Origin of the sequence: Mesorhizobium sp. M00.F.Ca.ET.216.01.1.1, from assembly GCF_004010325.2 — a bacterium.
In the GTDB taxonomy this organism is placed as follows: domain Bacteria; phylum Pseudomonadota; class Alphaproteobacteria; order Rhizobiales; family Rhizobiaceae; genus Mesorhizobium.
Window position 1 is genome coordinate 153,995 of sequence record NZ_SADR02000003.1, and the last position, 14,142, is coordinate 168,136.

Consider the following 14,142-nt stretch of genomic DNA (forward strand, 5'->3'; position numbering starts at 1 on the left):
ACAATGAAATCACCGATGTTCGAAAAGATCGCACTGGTGGGCATCGGCCTGATCGGCTCGTCGCTGGCGCGGGTCATCCGCCGCGAAGGGCTTGCCCGGCACGTCGCCGTCTCGACGCGCAGCGAAGCGACGCTGGTGCGGGCCCGGGAACTCGGCCTTGGCGATTCCTACACGACGGACGCAAAAGCGGCGGTTCGCGATGCCGATCTGGTGATCGTCTCGGTACCGGTCGGCTCTTCGGGCGACGTTGCCGCCGAAATCGCGCCGGCGTTGAAGCAAGGCGCCATCCTCACCGATGTCGGCTCGACCAAGGCGTCGGTGATCACGCAGATTGAGCCGCATGTGCCTGATGGCGTGCATTTCATTCCCGGCCATCCGCTGGCCGGCACAGAGAAATCAGGACCGGATGCCGGCTTCGCCGAATTGTTCGAGAACCGCTGGTGCATCTTCACGCCGCTGCCGGGTACCGACCCCGATGCACTCGAAAAACTTTCGGAATTCTGGCGCCGCTGCGGCTCCAACATCGACACGATGGACCCGCAGCACCACGACATGACGCTGGCCATCGTCTCGCATCTGCCACACATCATCGCCTATAACATTGTCGGCACCGCAGACGACCTGGAGTCGGTGACCAAATCCGAAGTCATCAAATACTCCGCCTCCGGCTTTCGCGACTTCACCCGTCTCGCCGCCTCCGATCCGACCATGTGGCGGGACGTTTGCCTGCACAACAAGGACGCCATCCTCGAAATGCTGGCGCGGTTCTCGGAAGACCTCGCCTCGCTGCAGCGGGCGATCCGCTGGGGTGACGGTGAAAAACTGTTCGACCTGTTCACCCGCACCCGCGCTGTCCGCCGCTCGATCATCGAGGCCGGCCAGGACATCGATGCGCCGGATTTCGGCCGCCAGGCCGTTGAACACCCAGTAAAGGGCGAGCACCCAGCGAAGGGATAGGCCGGTCTCAGGCTTTTGGACCGTCAGGCCAGTGGGTCGCCATCATCGCCAGCGTCTCGGCCCTGTCAGGCGCGCCCAGCCTGCCGCCGAAGCGCAGGCATTTGAGCGCGGCAGCGGCGCTGGCAAAGCGCAATGCCTGTTCGACCGGCATGGCTTCCGCCAGGCCAACGGCAAAGGCGCCGTGAAACACGTCGCCGGCAGCTAGCGTATCCACCGCCTTGATCCTTGGCGCCGCGACATGGCGCACAAACCCGGCTGAGCGGTCGAACCACCAGCTTCCCGCCGCTCCGCCCGTCACCGCGACAAATGCATCGGTGCGTGAGGCGAGATCGGCACAGGCGGTTTCCGGATCCAACGCCTGGCCGCAAACGATACGCGCCGCCGGCTCCGAGGCGACGATGTGCGACGCCAGCGGCAACAGGCGTTTCAGCACGTCTAAGGGTGCGGTGTCCGCATCCAGTATGGCCGGACTGCCGGCTGCGCGCGCCGCCGAAAGCGCTAGTGCTGCAGCGCCCGGCCAGCGCACATCGACCAGCACGGCGTCGAAGGCGGAGAGGTCGGCGGGCAGCGCCTCTGGATCGGTCTGCGCCCGCCTGTCATAGAACGGAACGATGATGCGCTCGCCATGCGCGTCGACCAGGATCGAGGCCAGCGCGGAGCGTGTGCCATCGACACGCCGGACAAAGCTGCAATCGACGCCCTCGGCTTCGATCCCGGCCACCAGCTGATCGCCGACAGAATCGTCTCCAGCGCTTGCCCAGAGCGATACCGCTGCACCGAGGCGACGTGCGGCACAGGCTGCGCTCGCGGCCATGCCCGAGGCGATCTGGACAGCGTCGGAGGCGATGAACTTGCCCTGGTGCGCTGGCAGCGTATCGACCCGCAGGATCGTATCGAGCGTCAGCGCGCCAACGCTCAGGAGCTTCACCGGTCTGCTCATCTCACCTATTCCACCGGCTTGATCTTGCCCAGCGGGATGAAGCCGAGCGAGGCCTTGCCCTTGACGACCTTAAGCGGCATCGACGGCTCATTGCCGAGCAAGGCCAGACCGGCAAAGCCCTGCTCGATCTCATTCTTCTGCTCGGGGATGGCGGTGCCGAGGATTGCCGCCACGGCTTTAGGGTCTTTCAGCCTGATCGTCAGATCGGCGTTGATCAAGCCATCGGCATCGACCGATACCGGCCCGGAGACGGTAACGCGCGCCGTTCCCGACGACAGATCGAGCTTGCGGATGTCGATCGCCTGGCCGCGCAGGCTCTTCACCTGCGTCCTGACCAGCGCGACGCCGTTCTTCAGCGTTGCCTCGCCGCTGCCGTCAAGCGGTGGCAGCACGCGACCGCCGATCGCGTCGGCGTCGATTTCGAGATCGGCGAAACTCCCGGCGTAGTCGACGTCCTGGCCGCTTGGGCGCAGTTCGCCGGCAGCGTTTCGGGCATAGAACAGCTCGACCGGATCGCCGTCGTCGACCGGGTCGGTCTGGCCGGACAGGCCCTCGGCCTTCAGTGAAATACACCGGGGCAGCGGCCAGGACAATTTCATATCGCCTCGCAGATTGTCCCAGTCGATCCACAGCGGTGCCATCCCTGGAACGGAGGTCCTGAGCGGTCCCCGCAAATCGGCGGCAGGCGACAAAGGCTGGGTGATCTGGGCGACAGCGTTGAAGCTGCCGGTCGATGCGGCGATGTTCCTGGCGTCGTCCTGGTAGGCCAGGCTGTCACAGGAAACAGCGAAGCTGAGCGGATAGCCGCTAACCACAAGATTGATGCACCCGGCCTTGATCCCGTCGTTGTCGAGGGCGGCGACTGCCTTGTCGGCTTCGCTCTTGATGCGATCCGACAGATAGAACCAGCCGGCACTGTAGACGCCGAACAAAACGACGATGACGGCGGCAAGCCAGAACAGCCGGCGGCGAAACTTCGGCGGGCGCTCGTCACTTGACGTCATGATGCGGCTCTCGTTACGCGTGTGCTGCGGGCGGGCTGTCGTTTCCGGCAACAACAGGGGACCGAGACGATAGAAAAACACCGCCCCGGTGCGGTGTCGTCACTCTCATGCAATCAGGCTTGGCGATATGGGCGATTTTTGGGTTTTTGGCTACGGCTCGCTGATCTGGCGACCGGGTTTCGCACATGTCGAGACGCGGCGCGCACGTCTTTACGGCTATCGCCGGTCGCTCTGCGTCTACTCTTTCGTGCATCGCGGGACGCGCGAGCGGCCCGGGCTGGTGCTCGGCCTCGACCATGGCGGCTCCTGCATCGGACTGGCTTTCCGTGTTCCCGGCGACTTGCGCGGCGAGGTCATTACCTATCTGCGCGAGCGCGAGCTGGTCACCGACGTCTATCTCGAACGCTTGCTCGACATTCGCCTCAACAAGGGCAAGGCGGCTGGGGGCGAGACGGTCAAGGCGGTCGCCTATGTCGTCGACCGCCGGCACGAGCAATATGCCGGCGCGCTCGATGCAGCTGACGCCGCGGCAGTGGTTCGCGGCGCCGTCGGCCAGTCGGGGAAGAACGAGGACTACGTGGCCAGCACGCTGCAGCATCTCGAGGCACTCGGCATCCGCGACCATTGGCTGGAAGAGGTCGCGAAACGGATCGGCTCGTGACCTTTGTTCGTCCGCCTACATCCTGAACATCTGTTTTCCCAAATCGGCGCGATCCAGGCTGTTTGTCACGGCGAGCTTGAACTCCGCCAGCGGATGGATGCCGCCGACAGGGACATGAAAGCCGGGCTGGCCAAAGATGTCGATAATCTCGCGCAGCACTGGCCTGTCGGCTTCGACAGGCGGCGAAAAGAAATAGCGATAGATATTTGCCCGGATCTCGACGCTGCTCAGCAACACGTCGAAATTGTGCAGTTCGAAACGCTCGGCGCTCATGCCGCCATTGATGACCATCTGCCCGCCCAGAGCGAGGGTGCGGATCAATTCGCCGCTGACCGGTCCGCCGACATGGTCGATGACCCCGCTCAGCCCTGCGCTGCCGGTGATTTCGATCACCGCATCCCTGATGCCGGTCTTCAAGTCTGAGAGATCGAGGACGGCGGCGGCGCCAAGCTCCTTCAGGTCCAGGCTTTGATGGCGACGTCGTACGATCGCGATCACATTGATGCCGCGCCGTTGGGCGAACTGCATTACCATCGTCGAAATCGATGAATAGCCGGCCGTGACGGCCAGCCACTGGCCGGGTTGCACACGCGAATCCGCCAGCAGATCCCAGGCGGTGATCGGGTTCACCAGCTGCCCAGCGCGTTCGATCGGATAGCCGGCGGGCAGCGGGATCAGCCATTCGGCCGGAACGACCGAGTACTCGGCCCAGCTGTTGTAGTAGCTGAACGCGACAAGCGTGCCGGGTTCCAGCATGACGTTGGCGCCCACCGCCTCGACGATGCCCGCGCCGTGGTTGCCGGCGGTCTGCCGGGGAAAATGCGGCTTCTTCGGTTCGGGATAGAGGTTCTGGATGAACAGGAAGTCGCCCGGGTTGACCGAGGCCGAGACCATCCTGACCAGCGCTTCGCCATCGCTGACCTGCGGAACCGGAATGTCGTCCAGATAGAGCACGTCCCGCGGCGAGCCGATTTCATCGAATACAATTGCTTTCATGTCGGTCTCCAAAATGACAAGCGGCTTGGGGTCGGCGGCTTGGGGTCGGCAGCTTGGGGTCGGCAGCTTGGGGTTGGCAGACTGGACGGCGCCAGACCACGTACGCCGATGCCCCGTATCGGCGGCCACGAAACCTAGGGTCGGATCGCAAAAAAAGAATTGGCAGATTTGACAATTTGTATGCTAAACCTGCCACATCGTTTTGTTCGCAGGAGGCATCGTGGGCAATCGCGCCGTCCACGCCGTGATCTGGCTGCCGTCGACCTTCTATTCGGCCGTGGCGGCGACGCTTGTTGAAATGTTCGACCTGGTGAACACCATTCGCGGCGCGCCGGCGATATCCTTCGAATTCGTGGCACGGCAGGCCGATGCCACGACGACGCCGGGAATTTCCTTTCACACAAGGCGCGAACCTTCCCGGCGCATGGACCTGCTGATCCTGCTCGCCATGCCCGGCATGCAGGTACCGGAACTTGTTGCCGCGCTGGAGGAGGAGAGCCGCCACGCCAGGCCGCTTATCAGCAGGGCGCGGCGCGAAAGGGCCATCATCGCCGCGCATTGCGGCGCCGGGTATTTCCTCGCCGATGCCGGCCTTCTCGACCGAAAACGCGCAACGATCTCCTGGTGGCTGAAGGCCGACGCCCAGCGTCGCTTTCCGAAGGTGCGCTGGGACGCATCACGCGTCCTGATCGGGGATGGGCGGATCTACACGTGCGGCGGCGGCTTTTCCGGCCTGGAGCTCGGCAGGGCGCTGCTGAGAGATCTTGGCTTCGCTAAGGAGGAGCAACTGGTTCGCAAGCTCCTGGTGCTGCCGCCATCACGCCAGGTCCAGACGCCGTACGAGTTCCCGCTCACCGATCTGCTGCCCTCACAGGAGCCGTTCCGCGACCGGATCGAAGCGCTGTCAAGAACGAAGCTCGGAGCGCTCGACCTTGCCTTTCTTGGCGAGCAACTCGGCCTGACGCCACGGACGCTTGCACGGCGGTTTTCCGATGAATTGCACACCACTCCCGGCCGATGGATTCAGGACCAGCGCCTTGAGGCCGCAAAGACGCTTCTTGAAAGCACCAGGCTGGGCATTGCCGAGATATGCTATCAGGTTGGCTACCAGGATACTGCGTCGTTCAGCCGGCTTTTCAGCCGCGCGGTCGGATTGCCGCCTGGCGAATACCGGCGCCAGAGCCAGTAGATTACCCACCGGACATGGGGTGAGGCGGTAGCGCCTTTGTGAACCGCTGGCCGAAGGGAAAAGACCGCCGGGCATTTGACGGCGGCGCGGCGAGACATAGGTTATCGCCGTCAGGGGCTTTCACCCAATCCTTTCCCAGCATCACGGAGATCAGTCTTGCAGAAACGCCGTCTCGGTCAAACCGACCTTTCCATCGCGCCGCTGGTCCTGGGCGGCAACGTGTTCGGCTGGACCGCCGACGAGAAAACCTCCTTCGAGCTGCTCGACCGCTTTGTCGGCGCCGGGCTGAACGCAGTCGATACCGCGGATTCCTATTCGCGCTGGTACCCGGCAACAAGGGCGGCGAATCCGAAACCATCATCGGCAAATGGATGAAAAGCCGTGGCAACCGCGACCAGGTTGTCGTCATCACCAAGGTCGGTTCCGACATGGGACAGGGCAAGAAGGATCTGTCCGCCGCCTATATCGAAAAGGCCATCGACGCATCGCTGAAGCGGCTGCAGACGGATGTCGTCGACCTCTATCTGTCGCACTGGCCGGACTCCGCGACCCCGTACGAGGAAACGCTCGGCGCCTACCAGAAGCTGCTTGCCAAGGGCAAGATCCGCTATGCTGGCGCCTCCAATCTTGATGCTGGCCAACTGCGCGCCGCGCTGGATGTCGCAAGCCTTCGCGGCCTGCCGCGCTATGCGGTGCTGGAGCCTGAATACAATTTGTACGACCGCTCGTCCTTCGATGGCCCGCTGCATGATTTGTGCGTCGCCGGAGGCATCGGCGTCATTACTTATTTCAGCCTCGCCAAAGGGTTCCTGAGCGGCAAGTACCGCAGCGAAGACGATCTCGGCAAAAGCGCGCGCGGCGACGGCGTCAAGGCGTATCTCGATGCGCGTGGCATGCGCATCCTGACGGCACTCGACGCCGTGTCGGCACGCCATTCGGCCAAGCAGGCGGAAGTTGCACTCGCCTGGGTGATGGCGCGGCCAGGCGTCACCGCACCGATCGCCAGCGCCACGACGCTTGACCAGGTCGACAGCCTCGTGCGCGCCGCATCGCTGAAGATCAGTGCGGACGACATGGCGGCGTTGGACAAAGCGAGCGCATAGCTAACCTGGTGAAGCTGCCTGGGTGTCGCAGGGCACACAGGCAGCCGACACTGCGGACAAGTTTGGCACAATCGTTCAAGACGCGTCACGCTGCCTTACCATACCGTCGCTTGCATCGTGGCAAAGATGCAGGGGACGCCGCATGGCCGGACAGGTTCTTTCCCACCCGCAACCGTGGCAGCAATTGCTCGCACTCGTGCTGGCAGCTTCTGTCGTCATGGGCAGCCCGGGACCGTCGACGATAAGCGTCACCGCAGTTGCCGCTGCCTTCGGCCTGCGCGATTCGCTGCGCTACGCTTCGGGGCTTATTCTGGGTACGATCGCCGTGCTGCTGGTGGTGGCGACGGGGATCATGGCCGTTCTCGCCTCGGTGCCGAAGCTCGCATCGCTGCTTGCGATCGCGTCAGCAGCCTACATCCTCTACCTGGCGTTCAAGATAGCGACGGCGCCGCCGCTGGCATTGCGAGCCGGCGGGGCGGCACATCCCACTTTCCCTGGCGGGTTTCTTCTGGCCGTCGCCAATCCGAAAGCCTATGTGGCGATTGCCGCCGTATTCGCCGGCACGTCTTCGAGTGCAAGCGCTGGTGACCTTGGCATTTCAGTCAGGTTGGCGGTCCTCGCCTTGATGATCGTTGCCATCCATATCCTGTGGCTTCTCACCGGGGCGGCATTTGCGCGCTTCCTGCGCAAGCCGCTGGCCTCGCGGATCATCAACCTGATATTCGCGGCGACGCTGGTCCTGACCACGGCGCTGGCCGTGGTTCGTTAGGGACTGTTGTCGGTTCAGGTCCCGGAGGCCAACTCCGCCAGCCGCTTCATCGCTGCTGGCGGCATTGGCGGCGGCTTCGGCGCACGTGACGCCTCGACGAGCAACTGGTCGCAGGCAGCTTCTGTCTCGCCGATCAGCCGTTGCATGAATTCCTCCTTGTCCAGCCCTGGCGGGATCGGTGGCAGGAAGCGAGCCTTGATGGTGCCGGGATAGCGCAGGAATTTCCGGCGCGGCCAGTAGAGACCGGCGACATGGGCGACAGGCACCACCGGGACGCCAAGCTGCACATAGAGTTCGACGATGCCGTATTTGTAGGCCGGTTCGTCGCCCGGAGCCCGGCGCGTGCCCTCGGGATAGATGATCAGCTGGCGGGGATTGCGCGCCATCTCTTGCCTGGTCGCGGCGACCACCGCTTTCAACGCCTTGGAGCGGCTGCCGCGATCGACCGGGATCATCCGCATTTTCAGGATGTACCAGCCGAAGAAAGGGATCCAGGTCAGTTCCCGCTTCAGGATGTAGAGCGGGTCCTGCAGGAAGGGGAAGAAGGCAATCGCATCCCAGAAGGACTGATGCTTCGGAGCCAGAATGAAGGAGCCCTCGGGCAGGTTTTCCAGGCCGGTGATCTCGCTCCTGGTACCGGCGATCTTGTCGTAGAGCCACATGCTGGTGCGCGACCAGAATTTTGGCACGAACCAGGCGCGGTGGCGGGGCGACAGGAAATAGTACGGGATCCAGAAGATCATCTGGACGATCAAATTGGCGTAGAAGACGAAGTTGAACGTCAGCGAGCGGATATAAAGCATGCGGGAAGGGCCCGGTGAGGAAGTGTGCGTTGGTTACACCAAGCGCGGGCAAAAAGGAAACGCCGCGAGGCTGGAGATCGACATGGTTTGGTGAACCGCCGCCCGTTCGTCAGGTCTGCCACATCGCCTGCTCCAGCCGTTCTTTCAGGCGCAGGGCGGCGAAATCGAGGAAGGCACGCAGTTTCACTGGCAGCAGGCCCTGGCCGGTATGCACGAGGCTCACCGGCCACGGCTGCGGCTCGAATGCCTGCAGGACCGGACAGAGCGTGCCGGACCGCACTGCCGCAGCGATCTGGTAGGAGAGCACCCTCGTCATGCCGACACCGGCAATCGCCCCATCGATCGCTGCTTCCGCGGTGTTGACCCGAAGCCGGGAGCGGATCGCAACTGAGAATTCGGCCTTGCCCGTGGCGAACGTCCATGTTGCGAGAGAAGCTGGCCCTTCGAAGGTGATTGAGCTGTGTGCCGCCAGATCTTGCGGGGTTTTCGGCGTGCCATGCTCGGCCAGATAGGCCGGGCTGGCGCAGACAACGCGACGGATCGAGCCGACACGGGTGGCGACCAGACTCGAGTCGGGAAGCTCGCCGATGCGGATGGCGAGATCGATGTGCTCCTCGACCAATTGGGTTAGCCGGTCCGCGAGCATCAGGCGGATATCCACGTCGGGATAGGCTGCCAGGAATCCGGTGACGACCGGCAGCACATGCAGGCGGCCAAAGACGATCGGCGCGGTGATAATCAGTTCGCCTCTAGGGGCGCTGTATTCGCCGGCAGCAGTGCGCTCCGCCTCGCCGACCTCGTCGAGAATGCGGCGACAGGCGGCGAGATAGGCCTGCCCAGCATCGGTCAGCGTCAGCTGCCGCGTCGAACGGTTCAAGAGACGCGTCTTCAGATGCCGCTCTAGGTCGGAAACCTTGCGGCTGACCGTCGCCAGCGGCATGCCGAAACGCCGCCCGGCGGCGGAAAGGCTGCCGGCCTCCACCGCGGCGACGAAAAGCGACATGGCCCCGAGGCGATCCATGCTTCTCCCGGAAAATGGAAGGATGAATTGCGAACATGCCATCTACATCCGGAAGATGGAAGCCATTATTTGGCGCGTGGAACCCTGTAACTTGGCCTTTGAGGAGGCTTCCCATGAATGCTCACGCTTTCACCAGCGACGTCGCCTTCACGCCGACCGTCAAGGCGATCCAGGCCCGCAAAGGCTCGCGTCAGGCTTATGCGCGCGTCGAGGAGCGCGGCGGCTGGCAAGCGGTGATCACGCCCGATCTCGCCGCCTTCATCGAAGCGCAGACCAGCGTCTTCCTTTCGACGGCCAATGGTGACGGCCAGCCCTATATCCAGCATCGCGGCGGGCCTGCCGGCTTCCTCAAGGTGCTCGACGAGCACACGGTCGGCTTCGCCGATTTTTCCGGCAACAAGCAATTCATCACCCAGGGCAATCTCAACGACAACCCGCGGGCTTTCCTGTTCCTGATTGATTACGCCCACCGGCAACGCATCAAGATCTGGGGCACGGCGCGCGTCGTCGAGGATGACGCCGACCTGACGGCCAAATTGATGCCGCAAGACTACAAGGCCCGGCCCGAGCAGGTCATCCTGTTCACCGTTTCGGCCTGGGATGCCAATTGCCCGCAGCACATCCCACAGCGCTTCGAAGCGGCTGATGTGGCGGCGGCGCTGGCCGAACGGGACAGGCGCATAGAACGGCTGGAACAGGAGATCGCACACCTGCGCGGCGCATCGGACGCCGCGGCTGCGGGATGAGCCATTGGCCTTCAGTTCCGCGCCGCAGAAGCCTCCGCCAGCGCGATGCTATCGGCGGCCTGGCGAGCAGGCACGATGCCGCGTGCCAGCGCCAGCAGATACTTGCTGTATTCGGTCAGCAGCACCCGCAGCGCCTCGGGCTTGGTCAGCCAGCCGCCATTGCCGAGATTGGTGTTGACCACCGGATAGGGCTCGAGCCTGGCGCCGTGCAGCAGCCGGCCCATCTCCAGCAGGCTGCGCGGCATGTGATAGTTGTTGGTGACGAGGATGACGGTGCCGTAGGCGTGGCTCTCCACCCATTTGGCGCTTTCCTCGGCATTGCCGATCGTGTCTAGCGCGGCACGGTCGATGTCGACGCAGCAGGAAAACAAGTCCTTGTCGCCGCCGGTCGCGGCCTGAAGCTGGCGGCGGCTGGCCGAAGGATGGACGCCGCTGATCAGCAACCGGCCGCCCTTACCCGAGGCAAGCAGGTCCATGGCGGCATCGAGGCGGGACTGGCCGCCGGTCAAGACGATGATTGCATCGGCCTTTGCCGGATTGGCGGGGGTGGTCATACGGCTGACCGTGCTGGCGAACCAGCCAAAGCCGCCGGCAAACAGCGTCGCCAGCACGAGCAGAAAGAGAGCGGAGATGCGCAAGGCAGCAATCAATCGGCCGTGCCCGCCGCGCTCGCGCAAACGGGCGCCCACCACTGGCATCTGTCCAGCCGTACCGGTCGACTCCCGCGCGTCCATCATCCTATGGTTAATCCTGAAATGCTGCCTTTGGTAGCTTGACAAGCACACATTGCGTTACGGTAGTTTTCATCCGTGATCATCCCGCGTCCGGTTGGCGAATATCGATGTCGCTAAGATAGGCGACCACGGTGGCGTGCGACGTTGCCGCCGTCAGCGCGCCGATCACCAGCACCATGAGGCCAACGCCGAGATAGCCCGCCGATCCGATGGCGAAATTGCCGAACAGGGCGGTCGCCTGGTCGGCCTGCGGCGTTGCCATGTTGCGCGACGACCACCAGGAAAAGACGATGAAGACGAGCACCGCGGCCGCTCCACCGGCAGCAGCGCCCTTCATGCCGGTGACCAGGAAATGCCAGCGGAATTCGCGCGCGATGAAGCGCGCCTCGGCGCCGACGAAATGCAGCACCTCGATGATATGGCCGTTGCCGGCCATGGCGCCGCGCGTGGCGAACACCACGGTGAGCACGGTTGCCGACAGCATCAGCGCCAGGACAGCGATGCCGATGGTCACCGTCGTGCGGGCCATGGCGACCAGACGGTCGACCCAGGTGCGATGATCGTCGAGTGCCGCACTCGGCAGCTTGGGCGCGATCGCCGCGCGCATGGCGGCGAAATCGGGCGGGCTGTTCTCGTCGATGGTGACTATGATCAGACGCGGCACCGGCAGTTCATCGATATTCAGGCCTGAGCCGAGCCACGGCTCCAGAAGCCGGGCCGTTGCCTCACGATCGATGATCCTAGTGCTTTTCACGCCGGGAAATTCGCCGGCGATCTGCGAAGCCTGCGCAAGAGCGGCCTCCATGTCGAGGCCGTCGACGGGTTTGATCTGGATCGTCGCCTCGCGTGAGATCTGGTTCTCCCAGACCGAGGCGGTATCGCGCACCAGCGTCACCGCGCCGAAGGTCAGGCACGACAGGAAGGTCATGATGGCGATGACCAGCACCAGCGCCCGGCCGGCGATGTTCTGCGCCGGCACAATCGGCGCCATCTTGCGCTGGACACGCTGCGTTGTCCCAGCCGTCTCGACGGCCTGCTCGTGGACATGTTCGGCGGATAGGTCAGTCATAGATGTCCAGCCTTCCGCCGGCCAGGATCAGGCGTCGTGCGTCGACCTGTTCCATCAGGCCGAGGTCGTGGGTTGCGATCACCACGGCGGTGCCCAGCCGGTTGAGCTCGATGAACAACCGCAGAAGCCGCCGCGCCAGCGGCGGATCGACATTGCCGGTCGGTTCGTCGGCGAGCAGGATCTCGGGCTGCTCGATGAGTGCTCGGGCGATCGCTGCGCGCTGCTTTTCGCCGCCGGACAGCACCGGCGGCAGTACGTGCATGCGCTCGCCAAGGCCCACCCATTTCAGCAACTCGGTCACGTCGGTGCGATAGCTCGCTTCCTCGCGCCCGCGCACGCGCAACGGCAGGGCCACGTTCTCATAGGTGGTCATGTGGTCGAGCAGGCGAAAATCCTGGAACACCACGCCGATGCGCCGCCTCAGATGCGGCAGCTCGTTGCGCGAGATGCGCGAACGGTCCTTGCCGAAGATGGTGATCAGCCCGCGCGTCGGCTTCAGCGACATGAACAAAAGGCGCAGCAACGTCGTCTTGCCGGCGCCCGAAGGTCCGCTCAGGAACTGGAAGGAGCGCTCAGGAATGTGCAGGGAAATGTCGCGGAGGATCTCCGGACCCATGCCATAGCGGAGGCCGACATTTTCGAAGCGGATCACGTTCGATGACCTGAAACTTTCGGCAGCGAAACGCCAGCCTTTTCTCTCAAAAGACCATCGGCCGGCATGGTTAACCGGCGGTTAATTTCGTGGTTTTTTCGGCTCGTCACAGGGGTTTCCGGTGGGGAAGCGTTAACCATTTCCGTTTACGCAAAAGAAACGAAGAGCGAACAAGTGCTAGTGCTGGGGCCATGATGGCTGAGGATCGAACCGCGCGCCCTGTTTCCGGCGAAATCATGACCGGACCGGCGACAAATGCCGCGTCGGAACTGCGTGGTCCAGCAGCCGACATCGTCGATGCCGACTACGAGGTGCTGCCGCGCCTCGCGGTCAAGGCAGAAGCCCAATCGCCGCCGCTTTCGCATGTGGCCGCCATGCCCTCGATCGAAGGCATGGAGATGCTGCGCAAACCGGAAGCCAGTACCGAGCGACCGCCGGCTTCGCGCGGCGGGCCGATCTTCTGGATCGCCGGCTTTGGCGCAGCACTTGTGGCCTTCTGGATCTCGGGCGGCCACGCGCTGGTGCGCCAGACACCGTTTTGGGTGGACGAACAGACGGCCGTTGCCGCGCTCAGCATTTCAGGCGTTACATCTCGCATCGACATGTCCGGGCCAAAACCGGTCTTGTATGTCGATGGCGAGGCCGCCAATGACGGGCCGAAGGCCGCGCAATTGCCGCCACTGGAGATCCGGGTCACCGGCAAGGACAGCCAGATCACCCGCTATAGGTTGGGGACATCCGACCGTTCGTTGGCGCCCGGCGAAAGATTCGGCTTTTCCAGCCGGCTCGATATGCCTAGAAACGGCGTGAAGGCCGTGTCAGTCACTTTCGCCGGCTAAAGCATGACCCCGGAATCGATTTTCTGGGGATCATATGCAAAATCAAAAAGTTCTACAGCGTCTCGCACGTCCAACAATCGTGCAGGCGAACTGCCTGGAGGGCGAAGAATGCCAGTTGTGCGCGGCAAGGACATCGAGGTCCTGTTTTCGGCGTCCGCCATCGCGCGGCGGAATCTGGAGCTTGCCAAGGAGATCGCCGCGCACGACTACCACGACCTTCTGGTGATCTCGGTGCTGAAAGGCTCCTTCATCTTCGCCGCCGATCTCATCCGCGCCATGCACGATGTCGGCCTGTCGCCCGAGGTCGAGTTCATCTTCATCTCCAGCTATGGCGCCGGCACCACTAGCGGCGAGGTGAGGGTGCTGCGCGACATCGACAATGAAGTCGCCGGCCGCGATGTGCTTTTGATCGACGACATCCTCGAATCCGGCAAGACGCTAAGCTTCACCCGCGACCTGATGCTGTCGCGAGGTGCGAGGAGCTGCGCCGTCGCCGTACTGCTCGACAAGCGCATGCGCCGCCAGACCACACTCAACGCCAACTATGTCGGCTTCGACTGTCCCGATTATTTCGTCGTAGGCTACGGCATGGATGTCGCTCACGCTTTTCGCGAGCTGCCGTTTGTCGGTGTCGTCAAGGGCGACGCCTAGATTTATCT

General features: G+C 63.5%; 15 protein-coding genes and 1 pseudogene. 8 read left to right on the top strand and 8 right to left on the bottom strand.

Features of this window, described 5'->3' with window-relative positions:
• The first annotated feature begins 3 nt into the window (after window positions 1-3).
• Window positions 4-957, top strand: a complete 954-nt coding sequence (locus EN859_RS05760) for a prephenate/arogenate dehydrogenase family protein (RefSeq protein WP_189501735.1) — start codon at window positions 4-6, stop codon at window positions 955-957.
• 7 nt (window positions 958-964) lie between these two features.
• On the opposite strand, the gene EN859_RS05765 is transcribed toward EN859_RS05760, so the two are convergent.
• Together EN859_RS05765 and EN859_RS05770 are read right to left on the bottom strand one after the other, a co-directional pair.
• Entirely contained in the window at window positions 965-1,897 is a 933-nt protein-coding gene (locus tag EN859_RS05765; RefSeq protein ID WP_127852502.1) for a PfkB family carbohydrate kinase, read from the bottom strand.
• Window positions 1,898-1,902: 5 nt separating this feature from the next.
• Window positions 1,903-2,901, bottom strand: coding sequence for a DUF2125 domain-containing protein (locus EN859_RS05770; protein ID WP_127852501.1), 999 nt, complete (start codon window positions 2,899-2,901; stop codon window positions 1,903-1,905).
• A gap of 127 nt (window positions 2,902-3,028) precedes the next feature.
• Here EN859_RS05770 and EN859_RS05775 point away from each other — a divergent pair, with 127 nt between their 5' ends.
• Entirely contained in the window at window positions 3,029-3,562 is a 534-nt protein-coding gene (locus EN859_RS05775) for a gamma-glutamylcyclotransferase (protein WP_127852500.1), read from the top strand.
• Between the two features lie 15 nt (window positions 3,563-3,577).
• On the opposite strand, the gene EN859_RS05780 is transcribed toward EN859_RS05775, so the two are convergent.
• Window positions 3,578-4,558, bottom strand: coding sequence for a zinc-binding dehydrogenase (locus EN859_RS05780; protein ID WP_127852499.1), 981 nt, complete (start codon window positions 4,556-4,558; stop codon window positions 3,578-3,580).
• 220 nt (window positions 4,559-4,778) lie between these two features.
• Between EN859_RS05780 and EN859_RS05785 the strand changes: the two genes are divergently transcribed.
• The 3 genes and pseudogenes from EN859_RS05785 (at window position 4,779) to EN859_RS05795 (ending at window position 7,619) form a co-directional block, all read left to right on the top strand.
• Window positions 4,779-5,747 (top strand): helix-turn-helix domain-containing protein, encoded by a 969-nt coding sequence (locus tag EN859_RS05785; RefSeq protein WP_127852498.1) that lies wholly within the window; start codon window positions 4,779-4,781, stop codon window positions 5,745-5,747.
• A 156-nt stretch (window positions 5,748-5,903) separates the two neighbouring features.
• Window positions 5,904-6,850 (top strand): annotated as a pseudogene (locus EN859_RS05790) (aldo/keto reductase).
• 142 nt (window positions 6,851-6,992) lie between these two features.
• On the top strand, window positions 6,993-7,619 hold the full coding sequence (locus tag EN859_RS05795) for a LysE family translocator (RefSeq protein ID WP_127852497.1): 627 nt from the start codon (window positions 6,993-6,995) through the stop codon (window positions 7,617-7,619).
• Between the two features lie 14 nt (window positions 7,620-7,633).
• Here EN859_RS05795 and EN859_RS05800 read toward each other — a convergent pair whose 3' ends face one another.
• Both EN859_RS05800 and EN859_RS05805 read right to left on the bottom strand, forming a co-directional pair.
• The gene (locus EN859_RS05800; RefSeq protein WP_127852496.1) at window positions 7,634-8,422 is read right to left on the bottom strand and encodes a 1-acyl-sn-glycerol-3-phosphate acyltransferase; all 789 of its coding nucleotides are present in this window, start codon (window positions 8,420-8,422) and stop codon (window positions 7,634-7,636) included.
• A gap of 109 nt (window positions 8,423-8,531) precedes the next feature.
• Complete coding sequence (locus tag EN859_RS05805) at window positions 8,532-9,443, bottom strand: LysR family transcriptional regulator (RefSeq protein ID WP_127852495.1); 912 nt, start codon at window positions 9,441-9,443, stop codon at window positions 8,532-8,534.
• A gap of 113 nt (window positions 9,444-9,556) precedes the next feature.
• Here EN859_RS05805 and EN859_RS05810 point away from each other — a divergent pair, with 113 nt between their 5' ends.
• Entirely contained in the window at window positions 9,557-10,189 is a 633-nt protein-coding gene (locus tag EN859_RS05810; RefSeq protein WP_127852494.1) for a pyridoxamine 5'-phosphate oxidase family protein, read from the top strand.
• 11 nt (window positions 10,190-10,200) lie between these two features.
• Here EN859_RS05810 and EN859_RS05815 read toward each other — a convergent pair whose 3' ends face one another.
• The 3 genes from EN859_RS05815 to ftsE form a co-directional block, all read right to left on the bottom strand.
• On the bottom strand, window positions 10,201-10,926 hold the full coding sequence (locus tag EN859_RS05815; RefSeq protein WP_127852493.1) for a YdcF family protein: 726 nt from the start codon (window positions 10,924-10,926) through the stop codon (window positions 10,201-10,203).
• Window positions 10,927-11,002: 76 nt separating this feature from the next.
• Entirely contained in the window at window positions 11,003-11,992 is a 990-nt protein-coding gene (locus EN859_RS05820) for an ABC transporter permease (protein ID WP_127852492.1), read from the bottom strand.
• Window positions 11,985-12,644: a cell division ATP-binding protein FtsE gene (ftsE, locus tag EN859_RS05825; RefSeq protein WP_127852491.1), complete on the bottom strand. Its 660-nt coding sequence runs from the start codon at window positions 12,642-12,644 to the stop codon at window positions 11,985-11,987. Before ftsE ends, EN859_RS05820 begins: the two co-directional genes overlap by 8 nt.
• Window positions 12,645-12,835: 191 nt before the next feature.
• Here ftsE and EN859_RS05830 point away from each other — a divergent pair, with 191 nt between their 5' ends.
• Both EN859_RS05830 and hpt read left to right on the top strand, forming a co-directional pair.
• Window positions 12,836-13,483 (top strand): hypothetical protein, encoded by a 648-nt coding sequence (locus tag EN859_RS05830; RefSeq protein ID WP_127852490.1) that lies wholly within the window; start codon window positions 12,836-12,838, stop codon window positions 13,481-13,483.
• Between the two features lie 108 nt (window positions 13,484-13,591).
• A complete protein-coding gene (gene hpt / locus EN859_RS05835; protein ID WP_127852489.1) occupies window positions 13,592-14,134 on the top strand; it encodes a hypoxanthine phosphoribosyltransferase in 543 nt (180 codons plus the stop codon).
• The last annotated feature ends 8 nt before the right edge of the window (window positions 14,135-14,142 follow it).